Annotated in this window: 22 protein-coding genes; 18 read left to right on the forward strand and 4 right to left on the reverse strand. The window is 56.0% G+C overall.

The window, feature by feature from the left end; all coding sequences use genetic code 11:
• Nucleotides 1–12: 12 nt before the first annotated feature.
• Nucleotides 13–1713 (reverse strand): nitrate/nitrite two-component system sensor histidine kinase NarQ, encoded by a 1701-nt coding sequence (narQ, locus tag OLG56_RS06485; protein WP_061377287.1) that lies wholly within the window; start codon nt 1711–1713, stop codon nt 13–15.
• A 185-nt stretch (nt 1714–1898) separates the two neighbouring features.
• On the opposite strand from narQ, the gene aegA reads away from it, so the two are divergent.
• Nucleotides 1899–3860, forward strand: a complete 1962-nt coding sequence (gene aegA / locus OLG56_RS06490) for a formate-dependent uric acid utilization protein AegA (RefSeq protein WP_061377288.1) — start codon at nt 1899–1901, stop codon at nt 3858–3860.
• 448 nt (nt 3861–4308) lie between these two features.
• Here aegA and pbp4b read toward each other — a convergent pair whose 3' ends face one another.
• Nucleotides 4309–5607, reverse strand: a complete 1299-nt coding sequence (gene pbp4b / locus OLG56_RS06495; RefSeq protein WP_061377289.1) for a penicillin binding protein PBP4B — start codon at nt 5605–5607, stop codon at nt 4309–4311.
• 203 nt (nt 5608–5810) lie between these two features.
• On the opposite strand from pbp4b, the gene nudK reads away from it, so the two are divergent.
• From nudK to OLG56_RS06510, 3 genes are all read left to right on the forward strand, one after another.
• Nucleotides 5811–6386 carry a GDP-mannose pyrophosphatase NudK gene (gene nudK, locus OLG56_RS06500; RefSeq protein ID WP_000084033.1) on the forward strand — a complete coding sequence of 192 codons (576 nt, stop codon included), beginning with the start codon at nt 5811–5813 and terminating at the stop codon, nt 6384–6386.
• Nucleotides 6387–6510: 124 nt separating this feature from the next.
• A complete protein-coding gene (locus OLG56_RS06505) occupies nt 6511–7554 on the forward strand; it encodes a DUF1176 domain-containing protein (RefSeq protein WP_001270668.1) in 1044 nt (347 codons plus the stop codon).
• 128 nt (nt 7555–7682) lie between these two features.
• A complete protein-coding gene (locus OLG56_RS06510) occupies nt 7683–7913 on the forward strand; it encodes a hypothetical protein (protein ID WP_000700635.1) in 231 nt (76 codons plus the stop codon).
• Nucleotides 7914–7975: 62 nt separating this feature from the next.
• On the opposite strand, the gene tkt is transcribed toward OLG56_RS06510, so the two are convergent.
• Both tkt and tal read right to left on the reverse strand, forming a co-directional pair.
• On the reverse strand, nt 7976–9976 hold the full coding sequence (tkt, locus tag OLG56_RS06515) for a transketolase (RefSeq protein WP_000087328.1): 2001 nt from the start codon (nt 9974–9976) through the stop codon (nt 7976–7978).
• A gap of 19 nt (nt 9977–9995) precedes the next feature.
• Entirely contained in the window at nt 9996–10946 is a 951-nt protein-coding gene (tal, locus tag OLG56_RS06520; RefSeq protein WP_001072443.1) for a transaldolase, read from the reverse strand.
• Between the two features lie 271 nt (nt 10947–11217).
• Between tal and maeB the strand changes: the two genes are divergently transcribed.
• From maeB to eutB, 14 genes are all read left to right on the forward strand, one after another.
• Nucleotides 11218–13497 carry an NADP-dependent oxaloacetate-decarboxylating malate dehydrogenase gene (gene maeB, locus OLG56_RS06525; RefSeq protein WP_000344299.1) on the forward strand — a complete coding sequence of 760 codons (2280 nt, stop codon included), beginning with the start codon at nt 11218–11220 and terminating at the stop codon, nt 13495–13497.
• A 416-nt stretch (nt 13498–13913) separates the two neighbouring features.
• Nucleotides 13914–14249, forward strand: a complete 336-nt coding sequence (gene eutS, locus OLG56_RS06530; RefSeq protein WP_001031445.1) for an ethanolamine utilization microcompartment protein EutS — start codon at nt 13914–13916, stop codon at nt 14247–14249.
• Between the two features lie 12 nt (nt 14250–14261).
• A complete protein-coding gene (eutP, locus tag OLG56_RS06535) occupies nt 14262–14741 on the forward strand; it encodes an ethanolamine utilization acetate kinase EutP (RefSeq protein ID WP_000820751.1) in 480 nt (159 codons plus the stop codon).
• Nucleotides 14719–15408 carry an ethanolamine utilization acetate kinase EutQ gene (gene eutQ, locus OLG56_RS06540; RefSeq protein ID WP_000733867.1) on the forward strand — a complete coding sequence of 230 codons (690 nt, stop codon included), beginning with the start codon at nt 14719–14721 and terminating at the stop codon, nt 15406–15408. The genes eutP and eutQ overlap by 23 nt, the downstream gene beginning before the upstream one ends.
• Nucleotides 15405–16208: an ethanolamine utilization cob(I)yrinic acid a,c-diamide adenosyltransferase EutT gene (eutT, locus tag OLG56_RS06545; protein ID WP_000997661.1), complete on the forward strand. Its 804-nt coding sequence runs from the start codon at nt 15405–15407 to the stop codon at nt 16206–16208. Before eutQ ends, eutT begins: the two co-directional genes overlap by 4 nt.
• Nucleotides 16205–17221: a phosphate acetyltransferase gene (gene pta / locus OLG56_RS06550; protein WP_000582929.1), complete on the forward strand. Its 1017-nt coding sequence runs from the start codon at nt 16205–16207 to the stop codon at nt 17219–17221. Before eutT ends, pta begins: the two co-directional genes overlap by 4 nt.
• A gap of 40 nt (nt 17222–17261) precedes the next feature.
• Nucleotides 17262–17552, forward strand: coding sequence for an ethanolamine utilization microcompartment protein EutM (eutM, locus tag OLG56_RS06555; protein ID WP_000387716.1), 291 nt, complete (start codon nt 17262–17264; stop codon nt 17550–17552).
• 112 nt (nt 17553–17664) lie between these two features.
• Complete coding sequence (gene eutN / locus OLG56_RS06560) at nt 17665–17952, forward strand: ethanolamine utilization microcompartment protein EutN (RefSeq protein WP_001522340.1); 288 nt, start codon at nt 17665–17667, stop codon at nt 17950–17952.
• A gap of 11 nt (nt 17953–17963) precedes the next feature.
• Entirely contained in the window at nt 17964–19367 is a 1404-nt protein-coding gene (locus OLG56_RS06565) for an aldehyde dehydrogenase family protein (protein ID WP_001075640.1), read from the forward strand.
• Nucleotides 19368–19377: 10 nt separating this feature from the next.
• Nucleotides 19378–20217 carry an ethanolamine utilization protein EutJ gene (eutJ, locus tag OLG56_RS06570; protein ID WP_000929675.1) on the forward strand — a complete coding sequence of 280 codons (840 nt, stop codon included), beginning with the start codon at nt 19378–19380 and terminating at the stop codon, nt 20215–20217.
• Nucleotides 20207–21394 carry an ethanolamine utilization ethanol dehydrogenase EutG gene (eutG, locus tag OLG56_RS06575; protein ID WP_001147505.1) on the forward strand — a complete coding sequence of 396 codons (1188 nt, stop codon included), beginning with the start codon at nt 20207–20209 and terminating at the stop codon, nt 21392–21394. Before eutJ ends, eutG begins: the two co-directional genes overlap by 11 nt.
• Before the next feature lie 119 nt (nt 21395–21513).
• Nucleotides 21514–22740 (forward strand): ethanolamine utilization protein EutH, encoded by a 1227-nt coding sequence (gene eutH / locus OLG56_RS06580; protein WP_000512360.1) that lies wholly within the window; start codon nt 21514–21516, stop codon nt 22738–22740.
• Nucleotides 22737–24140 (forward strand): ethanolamine ammonia-lyase reactivating factor EutA, encoded by a 1404-nt coding sequence (gene eutA / locus OLG56_RS06585; RefSeq protein ID WP_001097518.1) that lies wholly within the window; start codon nt 22737–22739, stop codon nt 24138–24140. The genes eutH and eutA overlap by 4 nt, the downstream gene beginning before the upstream one ends.
• Nucleotides 24141–24151: 11 nt before the next feature.
• On the forward strand, nt 24152–25513 hold the full coding sequence (gene eutB / locus OLG56_RS06590) for an ethanolamine ammonia-lyase subunit alpha (protein ID WP_000769990.1): 1362 nt from the start codon (nt 24152–24154) through the stop codon (nt 25511–25513).
• Nucleotides 25514–25531: the final 18 nt, after the last annotated feature.

Raw genomic sequence — 25531 nt, forward strand, 5'->3', positions numbered from 1 at the left:
ATTTGCCGTTCTTTACGTTAACTGACTCTCTTCCTTGTTGGAGGAGCGAAAACTAATACTGACCAGGGTGCCGCCGCCGGAGGGTTGCGAAAAATTCAGCGTGCCGCCAAGGCGCTCCGCGCGCTCACGCATTATATTCAGACCATAGTGTCCGGCAGGCTCATGCGGTTCGCCGATACCAATGCCATTATCGCGAATATAAACGGTATGATCGCCGTCAGGCGCGGTGACGCAGCTCACGGCGATTTCGCTCGCGTTGGCGTGTTTAATGGCGTTCAGGACCGCTTCGCGCACAATTTGCAACAAATGCACCTGCATTTGCGCATCCAGCGCCAGCGTGGGTAAACGGCAATCCAACGTGAGTTTGGCCGGGGTCTGACTCTGTAAATCTTCCAGCATCTCATGCAATGCGGAGGGTAAATCGGCCTGCTGTAACGTCAGACGGAACGTGGTGAGTAGCTCGCGAAGCTGACGGTAGGCGTCGTTCAGCGCTCTGGAAAAATCCGCCATGATGCTTTGCGCGCCGGCGTTATCCTGAGGAATGGCGCGCTTCAAAAGCGTTAACTGAATACGTAAATAAGAAAGTACCTGCGCCAGCGAATCGTGTAGCTCACGGGCAATCGTCGCGCGCTCTTCCATTAACAAAAGTTGCTGGAAGTGTTTTTGCGCCTGATTAAAGTACAAACCACGCCCCAGCATCGTGGAGACGCTGTTTAGCAGCGGCGTAGAGGCATTAACGTTGGGGCTTTGCCAGTGGAGTTCGCCATAAACCGTGTCCTGCATCGTCACTGGCAGCATTTGCATCGGCAGGTCGGGGCTTTGCGTGCCTTCGCTAATCCGCCAGTTATCGCCCACGGTTAACTCCAGATACCAGGCGGCGTCATGTTCACGGACAATTTGCAAAATATGGCGAAAACAGTGGACATCGATTTGGCTGGTATTCAGCGCCTGGGAGCACTGGTATAACACCTCCAGGCGGCGATGCGCTTCGTGCAGATCGTGCGTTTTTTCTTCCACCGAGGCTTCCAGCGAACGGTAAAGTTTATGCAGCTCGCTCGACATCTGACTAAACGTTTTCGCCAATAATCCCAGCTCATTGGGTAAGCTGGTATCCAGCGGCAGCGGGGCGAACTGACCATGTTCAATACGCTGACTGGCGGTGACCAGTTGATTCAGCGGGCGAACGACCTGCTGGCGAATACGCCGTAGGGTAAAAAAGACCAGCGTAAATATGCCGATACCGCCCGCCAGCGATATGGCGACGACCAGCATGACTTTACGCTCGGCGTAATGCTGTAACGCCAGAACGAAGAGATCAATTTGATCGACGTAATTGTTGATATTGATCTGATACCAGGCAATGTCGCCGTCCTGTAGGCGGCTATTCATCTCCAGCCAGTTGGCGTGCAGGCGCGCGTAGCGAGTTTTCACCGCCTGCGGCACATACCAGGCGTTGAGATTTTGCAGTACCGGCGAGTTGAGCGCGTGCTGGAAAAGTTGACGATGCGCATTAATCTGCGGGCTACGGCTTTGCAGATCGTAACCCAGCCGATAGCTCTGCATTCGTAGCGAACCGGCGATATTGATCGCTTCGGCATCCCGTAAACTGCTGGTCAGCGTCAGTAATGCGCTGCCGGTGGACAGAATAGACAACAGCACAATATAGAAAAAAGCCTTAGCCAGACTGGCTGAGACCGGGCGTTTAACCGTCACGCTGGCACTCCCCGCATTTAGCTGAATCGCAATTGCATTTGCTTTGAAATAAATTGATCTGCCACAGGTTCTGGACAGATAGTTGTGCTTCCTGGGCAGATGAACATTGCCGACCCCGCCTTCGTCAGTTAATAACAATGCTCATATAAAGAATAAGGTTTTTACAACCAAAACAGAAGGATGCCATGAATCGTTTTATTATGGCCAATAGCCAGCAGTGTCTGGGCTGCCATGCCTGCGAGGTCGCCTGCGTAATGGCTCACAATGATGAGCGACATGTCCTGACGTCACAGCGCTATCAGCCCCGAATTACTGTCATCAAACATCAGCACCAGCGCAGCGCGGTCACATGTCACCATTGCGAAGATGCGCCCTGCGCCCGTAGCTGTCCGAACGGCGCGATCGCGCATATTAACAACAGCGTGCAGGTCAATGCGCAGAAGTGCATCGGCTGTAAATCCTGCGTCGTCGCCTGCCCATTCGGCACCATGCAGATGGTATTGACGCCCGTCGCGCCAAACCAGTTCAAAGCCAGCGCGCATAAATGCGATCTGTGTCAGGGACGTGAACAGGGTCCGGCCTGCGTGGAAAATTGCCCGGCGGATGCGCTGCAACTGGTCACCGAAGACTCGTTGACCCGTCTGGCTAAAACGCGACGGCTGCGTACCGCCCGGCAGGAGATTCGCCCCTGGCATACCGTGGATACACAACACAGTGGGACAGCAAGCAGCAAAGTCGAGCGTATGCAGGCGACGCCGCCACGCGGCGAACCGGATAAACTGGCGATTGAAGCGCGTAAAACCACCCTTGAGGAAATTTATCTGCCGTTTCGCGCCGCGCAGGCCGAGCGTGAAGCGTCCCGCTGCCTCACATGCGGGGAACACAGTATCTGCGAATGGACCTGTCCTCTGCATAACCATATTCCCCAGTGGATCGAACTGGTGAAAGCCGGCGATATTGATGCGGCGGTAGAGCTTTCCCACCAGACCAACTGCCTGCCGGAAATTACCGGGCGCGTCTGTCCGCAGGACCGGCTATGCGAAGGCGCGTGTACACTCCGCGATGAGTATGGCGCGGTTACCATCGGCAACATTGAGCGCTATATCTCCGATCGCGCTCTGAGCAAAGGCTGGCGTCCCGACCTGTCGGACGTACAGAAGAGCGATAAGCGCGTGGCGATTATCGGCGCGGGGCCGGCAGGTCTTGCCTGCGCTGACGTGCTGGCGCGCCATGGCGTAAGCGCCACCGTCTACGATCGCCACCCGGAAATCGGCGGTTTGCTCACCTTTGGTATTCCGGCTTTCAAACTGGATAAATCTCTGCTGGCGCGCCGTCGGGAAATCTTCAGCGCGATGGGGATTCGTTTCGAGCTTAACTGCGAAGTAGGGAAAGATATTTCTCTGGAGACGCTGCTGGAGAGTTATGACGCCGTCTTTGTCGGGGTAGGAACCTACCGTTCCATGAAGGCTGATTTACCGAATGAAGACGCGCCGGGGGTATATGATGCGTTGCCATTCCTCATCGCCAATACCAAACAGGTGATAGGGCTTCCGGCGTTGCCTGACGAGCCGTTTATTGATACTGCGGGCCTTAACGTGGTTGTGCTGGGCGGCGGTGACACCGCAATGGACTGCGTACGTACGGCGCTGCGTCATGGCGCTGCCAACGTCACCTGCGCTTATCGCCGTGATGAGGCCAATATGCCGGGGTCGAAAAAAGAGGTGAAAAACGCGCGGGAAGAGGGCGCGAACTTTGAATTTAACGTTCAGCCGGTTGAGTTGGTGCTGGATACGCACGGGCGCGTCAGCGGTATTCGCTTTTTGCGTACGCGGCTTGGCGAACCGGATGGTCAGGGGCGACGCCGTCCGGTACCTGTACCGGACAGCGAGTTCGTGATGCCGGCGGATGCGGTCATTATGGCGTTTGGTTTTCATCCGCATGGTATGTCGTGGCTGGAATCGCATGGCGTGAAGGTGGATAACTGGGGACGTATTGCCGCCAGCGTCGAGAGCGAGTTTCGTTACCAGACGTCCAACCCGAAAATTTTCGCCGGCGGCGATGCGGTGCGCGGCGCCGATCTGGTGGTGACGGCGATGGCAGAAGGCCGACATGCCGCGCAGGGGATACTCGACTGGTTAGCTAAATAAGCGTATTTGTAGGCCGGTTAAGGCCTGGAACGGTTAAATGATTGAGTGATAAAAAATCTTAAACTTATTGGCTAACCTTACTCCGTTTGCAGAAATGTTGACGCTCGCAGGGCTGGACGCCCTGCGATAAACATTTTCCCGTCGGGGCGACGTTTAACAGGCCTGATGAGGCCAATCTTAGTATTGAAAATAGAGTGTAAATTGAAGGAAGGGACGCTATCAGAATCCCTTCTTAGAGCCTATCCCATTACGACTATTTTACTTGTCATTTTGGTCCTGGGCAGTGCTCGCCAAAACGCGTTAGCGTTTTGAACGCCGCTAGCGGCGGCCCGAAGGGCGAGCGTAGCGAGTCAAACCTCACGTACTACGTGTACGCTCCGGTTTTTGCGCGCTGTCCGTGTCCAAACTGGCTGCGCCAATAACGCCTGGTGGGATAGGCTCTTAATTTTTATTTTAAGGAACCATATATCCGGTCAACAATCCAGCCATACGTCGCCGCAGGTAATAATCCACTGACAAAAACATTCGGATTTACTTTAGGATTTGCTACCGGCGAGTGCGGCCTGTTACCTAAAATCACAATCGCCATATGATTAACCGGATCGATAGACGTCAGCGTTCCGGTCCATCCGGTATGTCCATACGTTTGCGGACTGGCTAATACCCCGAACGTGGGGGTCATTGAGGCGTTGCCGTTAACGCGCCACCCCAGACCAAAGGTAGCGTCTTCTGGCGAGCGGCGAGTAAACTGCGCAACCGTTTTGTCGTCGAATAGCTTCACGTTACCGTAGCCGCCCCCATTGAGCATGACTTGCATTAACACAGCCATATCATGGGTGTCAGAAAACAGTCCGGCGTGTCCTGAAACGCCGCCCATTGAGTACCAGGCTTTTTCATCATGCACCTGGCCCCATAGTGTATTGGTGCGAATATTGGGGAAATGAATCACGCCGTCACGCGTATTGCCGTGTAGTTCCGTTGCGGCGATTTGCGGCGGCGTGAAGCCTTTCATCAGCGGGTTAAAGACGGTATGTTTTAATCCGAGCGGTTTATAAATGGTGGTTTCGACGTAGCGATCTAATGGCATTGCCGTTATCGATTCAACGATAAAACCAAGAATCATATAATCCACGTCGCTATAGATATGCTTTGACCCAGGTTGATATTCCAGCGGCGTCTTTTTAATCATCTCCAGAGTAGTGCTTTTACTCTGTGAGAATAATTTACCGGCGACGTTTTTATTAGGATATTGTGGGTCGGCAGGAAAGCCCGCGACGTGATGAAGAATATCAATAATGCGGAGTTTATCTTTGCCTTTTATTTTATCCCCAGGCATATCCTTAAAGCCGGGGATGTATTTTGATACCAAATCATTGACATCTATTTTTCCTTCATACACCAGTTTTTGCAATGCAAAGTTAGTGGCATACATTTTTGTGTTTGAAGCCAGGTCATACATCGTGTTAGTGGTCGCCCGAATAGGATGGGTTAACAGCGTGGAACCGTCATATTTTTTGGCATAGCCCCAGGCTTTTTGTAGAACAATATGATTATCTTTTATCACCAGAAGATTAATACTGGGATATCCGGCATCAATTTGATTTTGAATCCAGCCATCAAGTCGGTGAAGTTTTTGGCTATCAAACCCCACCTGATCAGGACTCGCGGTGGTCAATACCGGATATTCAACGGCAAAAGCTGAAAGGGAAAACGTCAGTAGAACCGTCGCAACGAGAGTAAATTTCATGATGATTCCCTCAGTCTCACTCCGGCCGTCAAATCATATCGCGAGCATGGACTCTGCGGCCCGGAGAAGCAGAATATGGTCATAGCAGTGACAGAAAAATATGGCTGTACGTCCGTTCAGTTGGCATTAAGGATTAACCCTTCAGCAGACAAAACCGGCCTCACGGCGTAATATTAATGCTCTTTTTACACCCTGGAGCCAGCATGTCGCAAACCATTACGCTTATTAAGGATAAAATTCTTTCTGATAATTATTTTACTCTGCGCAACATTACCTATGACCTGACCCGTCGTAATGGCGAGGTTATCCGTCACAAGCGTGAGGTTTACGATCGCGGGAATGGCGCAACCATTCTGCTTTACAACTCAACTAAAAAAACCGTGCTTCTGGTTCGCCAGTTTCGCGTGGCGACATGGGTCAACGGTAATCAAGACGGTATGTTAATTGAAACCTGCGCTGGCCTGCTTGATAACGACGAGCCGGAGGTCTGTATCCGTAAAGAGGCCATTGAAGAGACAGGGTATGACGTTGGTGAGGTACGCAAGATATTTGAGCTTTATATGTCGCCAGGCGGCGTCACGGAGCTGATTCATTTCTTCATTGCCGAATATCATGATAGCGAGCGTGCCAGCATCGGCGGCGGCGTGGAGGACGAAGAGATTGAGGTGCTTGAACTGCCGTTTTCCCGGGCGCTGGAAATGGTGCGCTCAGGTGAGATTCGGGACGGTAAGACCGTGTTATTGCTTAACTATTTACAGACGTCTCATCTAATGGACTGAAAAAAAAGAAATATATTTCTTTACACAAAAAAGACCAATCCGATAAATCTGATTGAGAACCCTGAGGCGCGCAAGGAAGATACCGCCTTAGCTGTGTTGTTCTGAATCTGGGGTTGTTCCGTTCATGCGCTACCGCGTTATTCTTTTTTGTCTGTTTGGCCTGTTGCCGGTCCAGCTACTGTGGGCTGCGCCAGCGCAACGGACTTTTTCCGACTGGCAGGTCACCTGTAATAACCAAAATTTTTGCGTAGCGCGCAATACTGGCGAACATCATGGGCTGGTGATGACATTAAGCCGCAGCGCCGGGGCGCGTACCGATGCGGTACTGCGTATCGACCGCGGCGGTTTGGCGCCGCCCGACGCCAAAGAAGCCGCAATTGCGCCTCGCTTATTGCTGGATGGCAAACCGCTTTCGTTCAACAGTCCACACTGGCGCGTGTCGCCCTGGCATCTCATGACCGGCGATCCTGCCACCATCACCGCATTTTTACAGACGATTCAGGATGCGCAAGCTATCACCTTAAAAAACGGCGTTCAGACGCTTTCGCTGGCGGGATTAAAAGCGGCATTACTGTTTATCGACGCGCAACAAAAACGTGTGGGCAGCGAAACCGCCTGGATTGAAAAAGGAAACGAACCGCCGCTCAGCGTGCCCCCGGCACCGGCATTAAAGGGGATCGCCGTGATTAATCCAACGCCCGTACCGCTGAGTGAGGAAGAACGCGACGATCTGCTGGACTACGCAGCATGGCGGGTAAACGGCATTCGCTGTTCGCTTGACCCGCTGCGTCGCGAGACGCAGGTCAGCGCGTTGACGGATGATAAAGCGTTATTGATTGTTAACTGCGAAGCCGGCGCCTATAACACTATTGATCTCGCCTGGGTAGTTTCACGCAAAAAAACGCTCGCCTCGCGCGCCGTACGTTTGCGGCTGCCGTTTAATCGCGGCGTCGAAAGTAATGACATGGAGTTGATGAACGCCTTCTTTGACGAGAAAACGCGCGAGCTGGTGACGTTGGCGAAAGGGCGGGGGTTAACCGACTGTGGTATCCAGACGCGCTGGCGTTATGATGGCGATCGTTTTCGTCTGGTACGTTATGCCGAAGAACCGAGCTGCGATAACTGGCACGGGCCGGATGCCTGGCCTACGCTGTGGATCACGCGTTGAATCCTGGTTGTTATCCCCCTTTTCAGAATAGGGATACACCTATTGAGGTTTCATTTATGGTATAGAGATTGCTACGTTACGGTAGGATTGTTATTTTACCCGATAGCCTCACCACAGCAGGAAATAGTATGAAAATAAATAATGGCCCCGTATTATGCCCCCATTGTGGCTGCCTGAGCGCTTATTATGAAATAGATCGGCTGGCGGCGATAAGAGAAAAAGTGAATAAAGAAGGCGGATCAGCGGCGTGGGATTCAACATTGCAGGCGCATAAAAAAAAGGCCTTTTGCCTGATGTGCCATAAATCCATTGATGAGGTCGTCATCGGGCAGTCAGATGCGCCTGAGTCTACGAAGTAATTTTGCACAGCCTACAGAACAGGTCTGCAGACTGCGCAAAGTCTGTGTTGCTAACGCTCGCCTTAGCCTTTGATGTTCAGCACCCGGCGGGCTTTTTCTACAATATTTTCCACGGTAAAGCCAAAATACGGGAACAGTTTGTCAGCCGGGGCGGATTCACCGTATCCCGTCATGCCGATAATTGCGCCTTTTAGGCCAACATATTTATACCAGTAGTCGGCTATACCGGCTTCCACCGCGACGCGGGCGGTCACGTGCGCCGGTAGCACTGATTCGCGATATGCCTCGTCCTGCGCATCGAAAATATCCGTTGAAGGCAACGACACCACGCGAACGTTATGCCCCTCGCCAGTCAATTTTTCCGCCGCCTGGAGGGTAATTTCCATTTCCGATCCGGTAGCGATCAGAATGATATCCGGCTTGCCGCCGCTATCCTTCAGAATATAACCGCCGCGAGCAATTGCTTTCACCTGTTCCGGCGTGCGTTCCACCTGCGCCAGATTCTGCCGCGAGAGAATCAACGCCGTCGGCCCGTGCTGACGTTCAATGGCCAGCTTCCAGCCGACCGCCGCCTCAACCTGATCGCAGGGACGCCAGGTGCTGAAGTTAGGCGTTAAGCGCAGGCCCGCCAGTTGTTCCACGGCCTGGTGCGTCGGGCCATCTTCGCCCAAACCGATGGAGTCGTGGGTATAGACCATAATCTGCCGGGCTTTCATTAAGGCCGCCATACGCGCCGCGTTACGCGCATATTCGACAAACATCAGAAACGTGGCGGTATACGGTACAAAGCCGCCGTGGTGGGCGATGCCGTTGGCAATGGCGGTCATGCCGAATTCGCGCACGCCATAGTGGATGTAATTACCTGCCGGATCCTCTTTCAACGAGGTCGAACCTTTCCAGATAGTCAGGTTGCTCGGCGCCAGATCCGCCGATCCGCCCAACAGTTCCGGCAACAGGGGACCGTAGGCATTGAGCGTATTTTGCGATGCTTTACGGGTGGCGATTTTGGCCGGATTAGCCTGCAAGTCGTTAATAAATTTTTGCGTGGCGGATTCCCATGTCTCCGGCAGTCCGCCGCTCATCCGGCGGGTAAACTCTGCGGCCAGCTCAGGATAAGCCTTCTCATAAGCAGCAAACTTTTCCTGCCACTGCTGCTGCGCTTTCTCACCTTTTTCACGGCCATCCCACGCGCGGTAAATTTCTTTTGGGATCTCAAACGCCGGATGATGCCATCCCAGCTTCTGGCGGGTCAACGCCACCTCTTCTTCGCCCAGCGCCGCGCCGTGCGACTCCTCCTTCCCGGCTTTATTCGGCGAGCCAAAACCTATCACCGTCCGACAGATAATTAGCGAAGGTTTGTCTTTTACGCTCTGGGCTTCCAGAATGGCTTTTTTCACCGCCTCCGGATCGTGCCCGTCAATGTCATGCACGACATGCCAGTGGTAGGCTTCAAAACGTTTGGCGGTATCGTCGGTAAACCAGCCTTCAGTTTCGCCATCGATGGAGATGCCGTTGTGATCGTAAAAGCCGATCAGTTTGCCCAGTCCCAGCGTACCAGCCAGCGAACACACCTCATGCGAGATCCCCTCCATCAGACAGCCGTCGCCCATAAAGACATAGGTGTAGTGGTCGACAATCTCGTGGTCCGGCCGGTTGAACTGTGCGCCTAACGTACGCTCGGCAATCGCCAGCCCGACGGCATTCGCCAGCCCCTGGCCCAGCGGTCCGGTGGTGGTTTCAACGCCGGGCGTATAGCCAATCTCCGGGTGACCGGGCGTTTTAGAGTGCAGTTGACGGAAGTTTTTTAACTCCTCCAGCGGCAGGTCATAACCGGTTAAATGCAGCAGACTATAGAGCAGCATGGAGGCGTGACCGTTGGAAAGGATAAAACGATCACGGTCATACCAGGTCGGATCGGTGGGGTTATGTTTAAGAAAATCGTTCCATAGCACTTCAGCGATATCCGCCATCCCCATCGGCGCGCCGGGGTGCCCGGAATTGGCTTTTTGAACGGCATCCATGCTCAGCGCACGAATCGCATTGGCAAGGTCTTTACGGGACATAAATCACTCCATGCAAGGTTTATAGTTTGGCGGCAAGCAGGTCTTCCAGTTTGCGCTGGTCAACAGCAAAAAGACGGATACCTTCCGACAGCTTCTCTACGGCCATCGCGTCCTGATTATGTTCCCAGCGGAACTCCGCTTCCGTCATTGGCGTAGGACGGTGGAACATCTGCGAGGAAGGCACCAGTTTACGGATCACCGGTTCTTCTTTTTCTTTCAGCTCTTTAAGCAGGTTAGGGGAGATAGTCAGTCGATCGCAGCCGGTTAGCGCGAGGATTTGCTCAGTACGGCGGAAACTTGCCCCCATCACGATGGTTTCATAGCGATGCTGTTTAAAGTAATCGTAGATATTGCGTACCGATTTCACGCCGGGATCTTCCTCCACGACATACGGCTCCAGCGGACTACGCGCCTGATACCAGTCGTAAATTCGGCCCACGAACGGAGAGATCAAATAGACGCCCGCTTCGGCGCAGGCGCGCGCCTGGGCAAAAGAGAACAACAACGTCAGGTTGCAATTAATGCCTTCTTTTTCGAGCTGCCCGGCGGCGCGGATACCTTCCCAGGTTGCGGCGAGCTTGATCAGAATGCGTGATTTATCAATACCCTGCTGCTGGTAGAGATCTACCAGATGGCGCGCTTTCTCGATACTTTTTTCTTTATCGAATGATAACCGCGCGTCGACTTCAGTGGAGACGCGACCGGGAATACTTTTCAGTATTTCCGCGCCAAAATTGACCGCCAGTTTATCGCTGGCTGCTGCAACTTGCTGTTCCTGCGTACCGCCGTGTTTTTTCCCCCAGGCAATCGCATCCTCAATCAAATGACCATACTGCTCAAGCCCGGCGGCTTTCAACAGTAAAGAGGGATTTGTCGTGGCATCCTGCGGCTGGTAGTGGCGGATGGACTCGATGTCGCCGCTGTCGGCGACGACGGTAGTGAATTGTTTGATGCCGTCTAGCTGGTTCATAGGAAATACTCCTTGAAAAGTAAAGTGTTAGATGAGTGTGTTGATTCACACTTCTGAAAGATTGATACACTACATAACCAAAAAGCATAGCAGACAGGCATGGTATTGCTGGTATAAGCAGGTAACATGACCGTTATAAGTTGATAACAAACTCTTGCGCCGCGTCGTGATAGTTTGCAGACCTTCAAAGTTTGTGTTGCGCAGTACGGTGATAATGTGCGGCGCACCAGGCCGCGTCACTTTTTGAACGATACGTGAAAGGAACAACAAGATGGATGAGCAGTTAAAACAAAGCGCCCTTGATTTCCACGAATTTCCGGTACCCGGTAAAATTCAGGTTTCTCCGACTAAGCCCCTTGCCACCCAACGCGATCTGGCGTTGGCTTACTCGCCAGGCGTGGCGGCGCCCTGCCTGGAAATCGAAAAAGATCCGCTGGCAGCCTACAAATACACCGCGCGCGGCAACCTTGTCGCGGTCATTTCCAACGGTACAGCGGTGCTGGGGTTAGGCAACATTGGCGCGCTGGCCGGCAAGCCGGTCATGGAAGGCAAAGGCGTTCTGTTTAAAAAATTCGCCGGCATCGATGTGTTTGACATTGAAGTCGATGAGCTTGATCCGGACAAATTTATCAATGTGGTCGCAGCGCTGGAGCCGACCTTTGGCGGCATTAACCTCGAAGACATTAAAGCGCCGGAATGTTTCTATATTGAACAGAAACTGCGCGAGCGCATGAACATCCCGGTTTTCCATGACGATCAGCACGGAACGGCGATCATCAGTACTGCCGCCATTCTTAATGGCCTGCGAGTCGTAGAGAAAAATATTTCCGACGTGCGGATGGTCGTCTCCGGCGCAGGGGCGGCGGCAATCGCTTGTATGAACCTGCTGGTCGCGTTGGGGATGCAAAAGCACAACATCGTGGTGTGCGACTCTAAGGGCGTTATTTACAAAGGCCGTGAGCCGAATATGGCGGAGACCAAAGCGGCCTATGCGGTAGACGACAGCGGCAAGCGCACGCTGGATGAGGTCATTGACGGCGCGGATATTTTCCTCGGCTGTTCAGGCCCGAAAGTGCTGACTCAGGAGATGGTGAAGAAAATGGCCCGCGCGCCAATGATTCTGGCGCTGGCTAACCCGGAACCGGAAATTCTGCCGCCGCTGGCGAAAGAAGTGCGCCCGGACGCCATTATCTGTACCGGTCGTTCCGACTATCCGAACCAGGTGAACAACGTATTGTGCTTCCCGTTTATCTTCCGCGGCGCACTGGACGTCGGCGCGACGGCGATCAACGAAGAGATGAAACTGGCGGCGGTCCGTGCGATTGCTGAGCTGGCGCACGCCGAACAGAGCGAAGTGGTGGCCTCGGCCTATGGCGATCAGGACCTGAGCTTTGGGCCGGAATACATTATTCCGAAACCGTTTGACCCGCGTCTGATTGTCAAAATCGCTCCGGCGGTCGCGAAAGCGGCAATGGATTCCGGCGTGGCGACGCGCCCGATTGCTGACTTTGATGCCTATATCGATAAACTGACCGAGTTTGTCTACAAAACCAACCTGTTCATGAAGCCGATCTTCTCGCAGGCACGCAAAGATCCGAAGCGTGTAGTGCTGCCGGAAGGGGAAGAGGCGCGCGTGCTGCACGCAACCCAGGAGTTGATCACCCTGGGGCTGGCGAAACCCATCCTGATCGGACGTCCGAGCGTGATCGAAATGCGTATCCAGAAACTGGGGCTACAGATCAAAGCGGGCGTTGATTTCGAGATCGTGAATAATGAATCCGATCCGCGCTTCAAAGAGTACTGGAGCGAGTATTACCAGATCATGAAGCGTCGCGGGGTAACTCAGGAACAGGCGCAGCGTGCGATGATCGGCAACCATACGGCCATTGGCGCGATCATGGTGCAGCGTGGGGAAGCGGATGCGATGATCTGCGGCACTATCGGCGACTACCATGAGCATTTCAGCGTAGTGAAAGCCGTCTTTGGCTACCGTGACGGCGTGCATACGGCAGGGGCGATGAACGCCTTACTGCTGCCAAGCGGCAACACTTTTATTGCCGATACTTATGTTAACGAAGATCCCACGCCGGAACAGTTGGCGGAGATCGCCGTAATGGCGGCGGAAACCGTTCGCCGCTTTGGTATTGAGCCGAAAGTCGCGCTGTTGTCGCACTCTAACTTTGGTTCCTCAAATTCGCTGTCCGCCAGCAAAATGCGCGAAACCCTTGAGCGGGTACGCGAACGAGCGCCCGATCTGATGATTGACGGCGAGATGCACGGTGATGCGGCGTTGGTGGAAAGTATTCGTAATGACCGGATGCCGGATAGCCCGCTGAAGGGAGCCGCCAATATTCTGGTGATGCCGAATATGGAAGCCGCCCGCATTAGTTACAACTTACTCCGCGTCTCCAGTTCCGAAGGCGTCACGGTCGGCCCAGTCCTGATGGGCGTGTCTAAACCGGTACATGTATTAACGCCGATCGCCTCTGTACGCCGTATCGTGAATATGGTGGCGTTAGCGGTAGTTGAAGCGCAAACCACGCCGCTTTAATAACGCATTACTCTCTCTTCTGGCGCAGGTTCTCCTGCGCTTTTTTTATGCGCCGCTGGGCTTCGCCATGGCATGAAAGGCTCGGGTGGGGATATTCTGGAACCTATTGCGTTACCCCTACTTATTTCACTGAATCTGTACTATGCATAAATCGAGTGATACGCATTATTTTTATCAATAGTAGTAATACAAAGAATAGCCGGTGGGTATTTATTGCGGAACAGGTTTAAATTCAGAATGACGCCTGAAAATGTGATGCACCACGATATTTATCGTTAACACCTTCGACAGAAGTCCCTTTTATTTTCTTTCTCTTAGTGATCTACCTCACCTTTTACATCACCTTGCCGAATTTTGTTATTTACTCCGACAAAAAATTGCCACGATGACGGCAGTTTCAGTGGAGATGGTGAGCAATGAATAAAGAACGCATTATTCAGGAATTTGTGCCGGGCAAACAGGTCACGCTGGCGCATCTCATTGCGCACCCTGGTGAAGAACTGGCGAAAAAGATCGGCGTTCCCGATGCTGGCGCGATTGGCATTATGACCTTAACGCCGGGGGAGACGGCCATGATCGCTGGCGATTTAGCGATGAAGGCTGCGGATGTACACATCGGTTTTCTCGACAGATTTAGCGGCGCGCTGGTGATTTATGGCACCGTCGGTGCAGTAGAAGAAGCGCTATTACAGACGGTCAGCGGGCTGGGGCGATTATTAAACTTTACCCTGTGTGAGTTAACAAAAAGTTAATTGGTGGCGGTAATGAAACGTATTGCTTTTGTCGGCGCGGTCGGTGCCGGAAAGACAACGCTTTTTAACGCGTTACGGGGAAATTATTCCCTCGCCAGAAAAACGCAGGCCGTGGAATTTAATGATCATGGCGATATCGATACGCCGGGTGAATATTTTAGCCATCCCCGTTGGTATCACGCCTTAATTACCACGTTGCAGGATGTGGACACGCTGATTTATGTCCACGCGGCAAACGATAAAGAAAGTCGCTTACCTGCCGGGTTATTGGACGTTGGAACCCGTAAACGACATATCGCCGTTATCAGCAAAACGGACATGCCGGATGCCGACGTCGCCGCTACGCGGCAGTTGCTTTGCGAGATTGGATTCCGGGAGCCGATTTTCGAGCTCAACGGCCACGACCCGCAAAGCGTGCGGCAGTTGGTGGATTATCTGGCGGCTCTCAGTGAACAGGAGGAAGAGGCAGGTGAAAAAACTTATCACAGCTAACGATATTCGTGCGGCCCACGCCCGCGGCGAACAGGCGATGTCGGTAGTGCTGCGCGCCAGCATTATTACCCCGGAGGCTCGCGAAGTGGCGGAACTACTGGGCTTCACGATTACCGAATGCGACGAGTCCGTCCCGGCATCCACATCGGCGCAGGCGTGTAAAAGCGAAAGCCAGCGCATTCGGGAAGCCATCATCGCGCAGCTCCCGGAAGGGCAGTTTACTGAAAGCCTGGTGGCGCAGCTGATGGAAAAAGTGCTCAAGGAAAAGCAGTCGCTGGAACTGGGGACGATGCAGCCGAGCTTTACCTCCGTCACGGGTAAAGGCGGCGTGAAAGTCATTGACGGCAGCAGCGTGAAATTTGGCCGCTTCGACGGCGCCGAACCGCACTGCGTCGGCTTAACCGATCTGGTTACAGAGCAGGACGGCAGCAGCATGGCCGCCGGGTTTATGCAGTGGGACAACGCCTTTTTCCCGTGGACGCTGAACTACGACGAAATCGACATGGTGCTGGAGGGCGAACTGCACGTACGCCATGAAGGCGAAACCATGATTGCCAAAGCCGGAGATGTCATGTTCATCCCTAAAGGCTCCAGCATTGAATTTGGCACGCCAACGTCCGTGCGCTTTCTGTACGTCGCCTGGCCTGCGAACTGGCAATCCGTATGAACGATTTCATCACCGAAACGTGGCTCAGAGCGAATCATACGCTCAGCGAAGGATCGGAAATCCATCTGCCCGCTGATGCACGACTGACGCCCTCGGCCCGGGAACTGCTGGAAAGCCGCCGCCTGCGCATTAAGTTTCTGGATCAGCAAGGCCGGCTGTTTGTCGATGATGACGAACAGCAGCCGCAGCCGGTACATGGCTTAACCAGTAGCGATACGCACCCACAGGCCTGCTGTGAACTGTGCCGCCAGCCGGTGGTGAAAAAGCCCGATACGCTGACCCATCTGACGGCGGACAAAATGGTCGCCAAAAGCGACCCGCGCCTCGGCTTTCGCGCCGCGCTCGACAGCGCCATCGCGCTGACCGTGTGGCTACAAATCGAACTGGCGGAACCCTGGCAGCCGTGGCTTTTCGATATCCGGTCGCGGCTGGGCAACATTATGCGCGCCGACGCTATAGATGAACCGCTGGCGGCGCAGTCTATCGTCGGGCTGAACGAGGATGAGCTGCATCGGCTTTCCCACCAGCCGCTGCGCTATCTCGACCACGATCACCTGGTGCCGGAGGCCAGCCACGGTCGCGATGCGGCGCTGCTTAATCTCCTGCGAACCAAAGTCCGCGAAACGGAAACCCTCGCCGCACAAGTGTTTATTACCCGTAGTTTTGAGGTCTTGCGCCCGGACATTTTACAGGCGCTGAACCGACTCTCCAGCACGGTTTACGTGATGATGATTTTGAGCGTGGCGAAACATCCGCTGACGGTCGCCCAAATTCAACAACGGTTGGGAGAGAAGCCATGATCATTGAACGCGCCCGCGAACTGGCGGTACGCGCCCCCGCCAGAGTCGTCTTTCCCGATGCGCTGGACGAACGCGTGCTGAAAGCGGCGCATTACCTGCAACAGTACGGTCTGGCTCGCCCCGTTCTGGTCGCCAGTCCGTTTGCGCTGCGTCAGTTTGCCCTGAGTCATCGTATGGCGATGGATGGCATTCAGGTCATCGACCCACACAGCAACCTGAGTATGCGCCAGCGTTTTGCGCAACGCTGGCTTGCCCGTGCCGGAGAAAAAACGCCGCCGGACGCAGTGGAAAAGCTTAGCGACCCGCTGATGTTCGCTGCCGCCATGGTGAGCGCCGGTGAGGCTGATGTGTGTATCGCAGGCAACCTGTCGTCAACGGCGAATGTGCTGCGCGCAGGGCTGCGGGTGATTGGCCTGCAACCCGGGTGCAAAACATTGTCGTCTATTTTCCTGATGCTGCCGCAGTATGCCGGCCCGGCATTAGGGTTCGCCGATTGTAGCGTAGTGCCGCAGCCGACGGCGGCGCAGCTGGCGGATATCGCTCTCGCCAGCGCCGACACCTGGCGGGCCATTACCGGCGAAGAGCCGCGCGTGGCGATGCTGTCATTTTCAAGCAACGGCAGCGCCCGTCACCCCAATGTTGCCAACGTGCAGCAGGCGACAGAGCTCGTTCGCGAACGTGCGCCGCAACTGCTTGTGGACGGTGAATTGCAGTTTGACGCCGCTTTCGTACCGGAGGTCGCCGCGCAAAAAGCGCCTGACAGCCCGCTGCAAGGCCGCGCCAACGTGATGATTTTCCCGTCGCTGGAGGCGGGCAATATTGGCTACAAAATCGCTCAGCGTCTGGGAGGCTATCGCGCTGTTGGGCCGCTAATTCAGGGGCTTGCCGCGCCGCTTCACGACCTCTCCCGAGGGTGTAGCGTGCAGGAAATTATCGAACTGGCGTTGGTGGCAGCCGTGCCGCGCCAGGCTGACGTGAGCCGCGAACGCAGCTTACACACACTGGTTGAATGAACGGTCCCGTTCTGGACCCCTTTAATGAGAGGAAAACACGATGGAAGCATTAGGAATGATTGAAACCCGGGGCCTGGTTGCGCTGATTGAGGCCTCAGATGCGATGGTAAAAGCCGCACGCGTGAAGCTGGTTGGCGTGAAGCAGATTGGTGGTGGCCTGTGTACGGCCATGGTACGTGGCGACGTGGCGGCGTGCAAAGCCGCAACCGATGCTGGCGCCGCTGCGGCGCAGCGCATTGGCGAGCTGGTCTCCGTACACGTGATTCCACGCCCGCACGGCGATCTGGAAGAAGTGTTCCCGATCAGCTTCAAAGGCGACAGCAACATTTGATGGTAGGCCGGATAAGACGCGCAGCGTCGCCATCCGGCATGAATGCGCGCCATTGCCTGATGGTGCGCAGATTCAAGGCCTACGACCCAACGGGCAATCCATGGAGGCGGATATGAAACTGGCAGTCGTCACAGGACAAATCGTATGTACCGTCCGCCATCAGGGACTGGCGCATGACAAATTGCTGATGGTGGAAATGATCGATGCCCAAGGCAACCCCGACGGGCAGTGTGCCGTCGCTATCGACAGTATCGGGGCGGGAACCGGAGAGTGGGTACTGCTGGTCAGCGGCAGTTCCGCACGCCAGGCGCATCGCAGCGAATTATCACCGGTCGATCTGTGCGTCATTGGCATCGTCGATGAAGTGGTGGCTGGCGGGAAAGTGGTTTTCCATAAATAGGACTGAACATCATGAATCAACAGGATATTGAACAGGTGGTGAAAGCGGTACTGCTGAAAATGAAAGACAGCAGCCAGCCGGCCAGCACTGTTCATGAGATGGGCGTTTTTGCCTCCCTGGATGACGCAGTGGCGGCAGCAAAACGGGCCCAGCAGGGGCTGAAGAGCGTGGCGATGCGCCAGCTTGCCATTCATGCCATTCGCGAGGCGGGCGAAAAACACGCCCGAGAATTAGCGGAACTTGCCGTCAGCGAAACCGGCATGGGACGCGTTGACGATAAATTTGCCAAAAACGTGGCGCAGGCGCGCGGCACGCCGGGCGTCGAGTGTTTATCTCCGCAGGTGCTGACCGGCGATAACGGCCTGACGCTGATTGAAAATGCGCCGTGGGGCGTGGTGGCCTCGGTCACGCCGTCCACCAATCCGGCGGCGACGGTGATTAATAACGCCATCAGCCTGATTGCCGCAGGCAACAGCGTTGTGTTTGCTCCGCATCCGGCGGCGAAAAAGGTCTCTCAGCGGGCAATCACCCTCCTCAATCAGGCGGTGGTCGCCGCCGGTGGCCCGGAAAATTTGCTGGTCACCGTGGCGAACCCGGATATCGAAACCGCCCAGCGGCTGTTCAAGTATCCCGGTATTGGCCTGCTGGTGGTGACTGGCGGCGAAGCGGTGGTGGACGCGGCGCGCAAACATACTAATAAACGCCTGATTGCCGCTGGTGCCGGCAATCCCCCGGTGGTGGTGGATGAGACCGCCGACCTGCCGCGCGCTGCACAATCCATCGTCAAAGGCGCGTCGTTTGATAACAACATCATCTGCGCCGACGAAAAAGTGCTGATTGTGGTGGATAGCGTCGCCGACGAGCTGATGCGTCTGATGGAAGGTCAGCACGCGGTGAAACTGACCGCCGCTCAGGCCGAACAGCTCCAGCCGGTGCTGCTGAAGAATATTGATGAGCGCGGCAAAGGCACCGTCAGCCGTGACTGGGTCGGTCGTGACGCGGGCAAGATCGCCGCAGCCATCGGCCTGAACGTCCCGGATCAAACGCGCCTGCTGTTTGTGGAAACGCCCGCTAACCATCCGTTTGCTGTCACTGAAATGATGATGCCGGTACTGCCGGTGGTGCGGGTCGCCAACGTCGAAGAAGCCATCGCCCTGGCGGTACAACTTGAAGGCGGTTGCCACCATACGGCGGCGATGCACTCGCGCAATATCGACAACATGAACCAGATGGCGAACGCCATCGACACCAGCATTTTCGTCAAAAACGGGCCGTGCATTGCCGGGCTTGGATTGGGCGGAGAAGGCTGGACCACCATGACTATCACCACGCCAACCGGCGAAGGCGTGACCAGCGCGCGTACCTTTGTGCGGCTGCGTCGATGCGTGCTGGTGGATGCGTTTCGCATTGTATAAGGGATGACTCATGGCGCACGACGAACAACTCTGGCTCACCCCAAGACTGCAAAAAGCGGCGGCCCTGTGTAACCAGACGCCCGCCGCCAGCGACACACCGCTGTGGCTGGGCGTCGATTTGGGCACCTGCGACGTGGTGTCGATGGTGGTCGACGGCAACGCCCAGCCGGTGGCGGTGTGCCTTGACTGGGCCGACGTTGTGCGTGACGGCATCGTCTGGGATTTCTTCGGCGCCGTCACCCTCGTGCGCCGTCATCTCGACACCCTTGAACAGCAGCTCGGCTGCCGCTTTACCCACGCGGCGACCTCGTTCCCGCCGGGCACCGACCCGCGTATTTCGATCAACGTGCTGGAGTCTGCTGGGTTAGAAGTCAGCCACGTACTGGATGAGCCGACAGCGGTAGCGGATCTGCTGGCGCTTGATAATGCAGGCGTGGTGGATATTGGCGGCGGCACTACCGGCATTGCCATCGTCAAACAGGGCAAGGTGACTTACTCCGCCGATGAAGCCACTGGCGGGCACCATATCTCCCTGACGCTGGCGGGCAACCGCCGTATTCCCCTGGAAGAGGCGGAACAGTACAAGCGCAGCAATGCGCAGGAGATTTGGCCGGTAGTGAAGCCGGTGTACGAAAAGATGGCGGAGATCGTTGCTCGCCACATTGAAGGGCAAGGAATTGCTGATTTATGGCTGGCGGGCGGTTCCTGTATGCAGCCGGGCGTGGAGGCGTTATTTCGCCAGCGTTTCCCGGAGTTACAGGTGCATTTACCGCAGCACAGCCTGTTTATGACCCCGCTGGCGATAGCCAACAGCGGGAGAGCGAAAGCGGAGGGACTCTATGCAAGCTGAACTACAGACGGCGCTGTTTCAGGCATTCGACACCCTGAATCTGCAACGGGTGAAAACGTTCAGCGTACCGCCGGTCACGCTGTGCGGACTTGGGGCGCTCGGCGCCTGTGGACAGGAAGCGCAAGCGCGAGGCGTAAGCCATCTGTTTGTGATGGTCGACAGCTTCCTGCATCAGGCGGGAATGACCGCGCCGCTGGCACGTAGCCTGGCGATGAAGGGCGTGGCGATGACGGTCTGGCCGTGTCCGCCAGGCGAGCCGTGCATCACCGACGTCTGCGCGGCGGTGGCGCAACTGCGTGAGGCGGCGTGCGACGGCGTAGTGGCCTTTGGCGGCGGTTCGGTGCTGGACGCGGCGAAAGCGGTTGCCCTGCTGGTGACTAACCCTGACCAGACGCTGAGCGCCATGACCGAGCGCAGTACATTACGCCCGCGTCTGCCGCTGATTGCGGTGCCGACCACCGCCGGAACCGGTTCTGAAACCACCAACGTGACGGTGATTATCGACGCGGTCAGCGGGCGCAAGCAGGTGCTGGCACACGCGTCACTAATGCCGGACGTAGCGATTCTTGATGCTGCCGTGACCGAAGGCGTTCCGCCAAACGTGACGGCGATGACCGGTATCGATGCGTTGACGCATGCGATTGAGGCCTACAGCGCGCTCAACGCCACGCCGTTTACCGACAGCCTGGCGATTGGCGCGATAGCGATGATTGGCAAATCGCTGCCGAAAGCCGTGGGTTACGGCCACGATCTGGCGGCGCGTGAAAATATGTTACTGGCCTCCTGTATGGCGGGAATGGCCTTTTCCAGCGCCGGTCTGGGGCTGTGTCATGCGATGGCGCACCAGCCAGGGGCGGCGCTGCATATTCCGCACGGCCAGGCCAACGCCATGCTGCTGCCAACGGTCATGGGCTTTAACCGGATGGTATGCCGCGAACGCTTCAGTCAAATCGGCCGGGCGTTAACCAATAAGAAATCGGACGATCGCGATGCGATTGCGGCGGTGAGCGAGCTGATTGCCGAAGTAGGGCAGAGCAAACGGCTGGCTGACGCTGGCGCCAAACCCGAACACTACAGCGCATGGGCGCAAGCCGCGCTGGAGGATATTTGTCTGCGCAGTAACCCACGCACCGCCACACAGGCACAGATTATCGATCTGTACGCGGCTGCCGGGTAATGCCTGTAGGCCGGATAAGGTGCTCGCACCGCCATCCGGCAATAACACGGCGTTAATGCCGGAGGCGACGTAAACGTCTTATCCGGCCTACAAATCATAAATGGCAGGGAGTAAGGGCTATGGGAATTAACGAAATCATCATGTACATCATGATGTTCTTTATGCTGATTGCCGCCGTGGACAGAATCCTGTCGCAGTTCGGCGGGTCGGCGCGCTTCCTCGGTAAATTCGGTAAGAGTATTGAGGGGTCTGGCGGCCAGTTTGAAGAGGGCTTTATGGCGATGGGCGCGCTGGGGCTGGCGATGGTCGGTATGACCGCGCTGGCGCCGGTGCTGGCGCATGTACTGGGGCCGGTTATTATCCCGGTATACGAAATGCTGGGCGCGAACCCATCCATGTTCGCGGGTACGCTGCTGGCCTGTGATATGGGCGGATTCTTCCTCGCCAAAGAGCTGGCCGGCGGTGATGTCGCGGCGTGGCTATACTCAGGGTTAATACTTGGGTCGATGATGGGGCCGACCATTGTGTTCTCCATTCCGGTGGCGCTCGGCATTATCGAACCGTCTGACCGCCGCTACCTGGCGCTTGGCGTACTGGCGGGTATCGTCACCATTCCCATTGGCTGCATTGCGGGGGGATTGATCGCCATGTACTCAGGCGTGCAGATCAATGGTCAGCCAGTGGAGTTTACCTTCGCGCTGATCCTGATGAACATGATCCCGGTATTGATCGTCGCGGTGCTGGTAGCGCTGGGGCTGAAGTTCATCCCGGAAAAAATGATCAACGGTTTCCAGATTTTCGCCAAATTTCTGGTGGCGCTGATCACCATCGGTCTGGCGGCTGCGGTGGTTAAATTCCTGTTGGGCTGGGAGTTGATTCCGGGGCTCGACCCGATCTTTATGGCGCCAGGCGACAAACCCGGCGAAGTGATGCGCGCCATTGAAGTGATCGGCTCTATCTCCTGCGTGCTGCTCGGCGCGTATCCGATGGTGCTGTTACTGACCCGCTGGTTTGAAAAACCGTTGATGAATGTCGGTAAACTGCTGAACGTAAATAATATTGCGGCGGCAGGCATGGTGGCGACCCTGGCGAACAATATCCCCATGTTCGGCATGATGAAGCAGATGGATACCCGCGGCAAAGTGATTAACTGCGCATTTGCCGTCTCTGCGGCGTTCGCGCTGGGCGACCATTTAGGCTTCGCCGCCGCCAACATGAACGCCATGATCTTCCCGATGATTGTCGGCAAGCTGATCGGCGGTGTGACGGCGATTGGCGTGGCGATGATGCTGGTGCCGAAAGATGACGCCGCCCAGGTGAAAACCGAAGTGGAGGCGCAATCGTGAACACTCGCCAGCTACTGAGCGTCGGTATCGATATCGGCACCACCACCACGCAGGTGATCTTCTCGCGCCTGGAGTTGGTTAACCGTGCGGCGGTGTCGCAGGTGCCGCGCTACGAATTCATCAAACGCGACATTAGCTGGCAAAGCCCGGTCTTCTTTACGCCCGTGGATAAGCAGGGCGGTCTGAAAGAGGCCGAACTTAAAGCGCTGATTCTGGCCCAGTATCAGGCCGCAGGCATCGCGCCTGAATCGGTGGACTCCGGGGCTATCATTATTACCGGCGAAAGCGCCAAAACCCGCAACGCCCGTCCGGCGGTCATGGCGCTCTCGCAGTCGCTGGGCGACTTTGTGGTCGCCAGCGCCGGGCCGCATCTGGAATCAGTCATTGCCGGTCACGGCGCCGGAGCGCAAAGCTTGTCTGAGCAGCGGATGTGCCGGGTGCTGAATATTGATATCGGCGGCGGCACGTCTAACTACGCGCTGTTTGACGCGGGAAAAGTCAGCGGCACCGCCTGCCTTAACGTCGGTGGTCGCCTGCTGGAAACCGACGCTCAGGGGCGCGTGGTTTATGCCCACCAGCCGGGGCAGATGATTATCGATGAGGTGTTCGGTTCGGGTACTGATGCTCGCGCCTTAGCTGCCGCACAGTTGGGGCAGGTGGCGCGGCGGATGGCGGATCTCATCGTCGAGGTTATCACTGGCGCGCTCTCGCCGCTGGCGCAATCGCTGATGCAAACCGGGCTACTGCCCGCCGATATTACGCCGGAGGTGATTACCCTTTCCGGTGGGGTAGGTGAATGCTACCGCAACCAACCTGCCGATCCGTTCTGCTTTTCTGATATCGGGCCGCTGCTGGCGACCGCGCTGCATGAGCACCCGCGTCTGCGCGAGATGAACGTGCAGTTTCCGGCGCAAACCGTGCGCGCCACGGTGATTGGCGCGGGGGCCCATACGCTCTCGCTTTCCGGCAGTACTATCTGGCTGGAAGACGTCCAACTGCCGCTGCGCAACCTGCCGGTGGCGATCCCGCAGGATGACGCCGATCTGGTGAACGCCTGGCGGCAGGCGCTTCTCCAGCTTGATCTCGACCCGCAAACCGACGCTTACGTGCTGGCGCTTCCCGCCACGCTCCCGGTGCGTTACGCCGCATTACTCACGGTCATCAACGCGCTGACGGCTTTTGTCGCGCGTTATCCCAATCCACATCCCCTGCTGGTGGTGGCCGAGCAGGATTTTGGTAAAGCGCTGGGCATGTTATTGCGCCCACAGTTACCGCAACTTCCGCTGGCGGTCATCGATGAGGTGGTCGTGCGGGCGGGAGACTATATCGACATTGGTACGCCTCTTTTTGGCGGATCGGTTGTGCCGGTGACGGTGAAATCACTCGCATTTCCTTCCTGAGGGAACGACTTATGAAACTAAAGACCACATTGTTCGGCAATGTTTATCAGTTTAAGGATGTAAAAGAGGTACTGGCTAAAGCCAACGAACTGCGTTCGGGGGATGTGCTGGCCGGGGTTGCCGCGGCAAGTTCGCAGGAGCGCGTAGCGGCAAAACAGGTACTGTCGGAAATGACGGTGGCGGATATCCGCAACAATCCGGTGATTGCCTATGAAGAGGATTGCGTGACGCGCCTGATTCAGGACGACGTCAACGAAACGGCCTATAACCGGATTAAAAACTGGAGCATCAGCGAGCTGCGCGAATACGTGCTGAGCGATGAAACCTCCGTGGACGACATCGCGTTTACCCGCAAAGGCCTCACCTCCGAAGTGGTGGCGGCAGTGGCGAAAATCTGCTCCAACGCCGACCTGATCTACGGCGGCAAGAAAATGCCGGTGATCAAAAAAGCCAATACCACCATCGGTATTCCGGGCACTTTTAGCTGCCGTTTGCAGCCGAACGATACCCGTGACGATGTACAGAGTATCGCCGCGCAAATCTACGAAGGGCTTTCTTTCGGCGCGGGCGATGCGGTGATCGGCGTTAACCCGGTGACCGATGACGTAGAGAACCTGACCCGCGTGCTCGACACCGTTTACGGCGTTATCGATAAATTCAATATTCCGACCCAGGGCTGCGTGCTGGCGCACGTCACCACCCAGATTGAAGCGATTCGTCGCGGCGCGCCGGGCGGACTGATTTTCCAAAGCATTTGCGGCAGCGAGAAGGGCTTAAAAGAGTTCGGCGTCGAGCTGGCGATGCTCGACGAAGCGCGGGCTGTGGGGGCGGAGTTCAACCGCATCGCCGGGGAAAACTGCCTGTACTTTGAAACCGGACAGGGCTCGGCGCTGTCGGCTGGTGCGAACTTTGGTGCCGACCAGGTGACGATGGAAGCGCGTAACTACGGGCTGGCTCGCCACTACGATCCGTTCCTGGTGAACACCGTGGTGGGCTTTATCGGGCCGGAATATCTCTACAACGACAGGCAGATTATCCGTGCCGGTCTCGAAGATCACTTTATGGGCAAGCTGAGCGGCATCTCGATGGGCTGCGACTGCTGCTATACCAACCATGCCGACGCCGACCAGAACCTTAACGAAAACCTGATGATTCTGCTCGCTACTGCCGGCTGTAACTACATCATGGGGATGCCGCTCGGCGACGACATCATGCTCAACTACCAGACCACCGCTTTCCACGATACCGCCACCGTCCGTCAGTTGCTGAATTTACGGCCGTCGCCGGAGTTTGAACGCTGGCTAGAAACGATGGGCATTATGGCAAACGGTCGTCTGACCAAACGGGCGGGCGATCCGTCACTGTTCTTCTGATGACGCGGGGATAACACC

It is taken from the genome of Salmonella sp. 2018103, from assembly GCF_026247685.1.
In the GTDB taxonomy this organism is placed as follows: domain Bacteria; phylum Pseudomonadota; class Gammaproteobacteria; order Enterobacterales; family Enterobacteriaceae; genus Salmonella; species Salmonella enterica.

Coding starts and splice junctions, on each gene's coding strand:
- eutG (WP_001147505.1), top strand. CDS start 20,207: ATGCAAGCTGAACTACAGACGGCGCTGTTTCAGGCATTCGACACCCTG.
- eutJ (WP_000929675.1), top strand. CDS start 19,378: ATGGCGCACGACGAACAACTCTGGCTCACCCCAAGACTGCAAAAAGCG.
- OLG56_RS06505 (WP_001270668.1), top strand. CDS start 6,511: ATGCGCTACCGCGTTATTCTTTTTTGTCTGTTTGGCCTGTTGCCGGTC.
- tal (WP_001072443.1), bottom strand. CDS start 10,946: ATGAACCAGCTAGACGGCATCAAACAATTCACTACCGTCGTCGCCGAC.
- pta (WP_000582929.1), top strand. CDS start 16,205: ATGATCATTGAACGCGCCCGCGAACTGGCGGTACGCGCCCCCGCCAGA.
- eutN (WP_001522340.1), top strand. CDS start 17,665: ATGAAACTGGCAGTCGTCACAGGACAAATCGTATGTACCGTCCGCCAT.
- eutT (WP_000997661.1), top strand. CDS start 15,405: ATGAACGATTTCATCACCGAAACGTGGCTCAGAGCGAATCATACGCTC.
- eutP (WP_000820751.1), top strand. CDS start 14,262: ATGAAACGTATTGCTTTTGTCGGCGCGGTCGGTGCCGGAAAGACAACG.
- eutM (WP_000387716.1), top strand. CDS start 17,262: ATGGAAGCATTAGGAATGATTGAAACCCGGGGCCTGGTTGCGCTGATT.
- pbp4b (WP_061377289.1), bottom strand. CDS start 5,607: ATGAAATTTACTCTCGTTGCGACGGTTCTACTGACGTTTTCCCTTTCA.
- nudK (WP_000084033.1), top strand. CDS start 5,811: ATGTCGCAAACCATTACGCTTATTAAGGATAAAATTCTTTCTGATAAT.
- tkt (WP_000087328.1), bottom strand. CDS start 9,976: ATGTCCCGTAAAGACCTTGCCAATGCGATTCGTGCGCTGAGCATGGAT.
- eutH (WP_000512360.1), top strand. CDS start 21,514: ATGGGAATTAACGAAATCATCATGTACATCATGATGTTCTTTATGCTG.
- OLG56_RS06565 (WP_001075640.1), top strand. CDS start 17,964: ATGAATCAACAGGATATTGAACAGGTGGTGAAAGCGGTACTGCTGAAA.
- eutB (WP_000769990.1), top strand. CDS start 24,152: ATGAAACTAAAGACCACATTGTTCGGCAATGTTTATCAGTTTAAGGAT.
- aegA (WP_061377288.1), top strand. CDS start 1,899: ATGAATCGTTTTATTATGGCCAATAGCCAGCAGTGTCTGGGCTGCCAT.
- maeB (WP_000344299.1), top strand. CDS start 11,218: ATGGATGAGCAGTTAAAACAAAGCGCCCTTGATTTCCACGAATTTCCG.
- eutS (WP_001031445.1), top strand. CDS start 13,914: ATGAATAAAGAACGCATTATTCAGGAATTTGTGCCGGGCAAACAGGTC.
- OLG56_RS06510 (WP_000700635.1), top strand. CDS start 7,683: ATGAAAATAAATAATGGCCCCGTATTATGCCCCCATTGTGGCTGCCTG.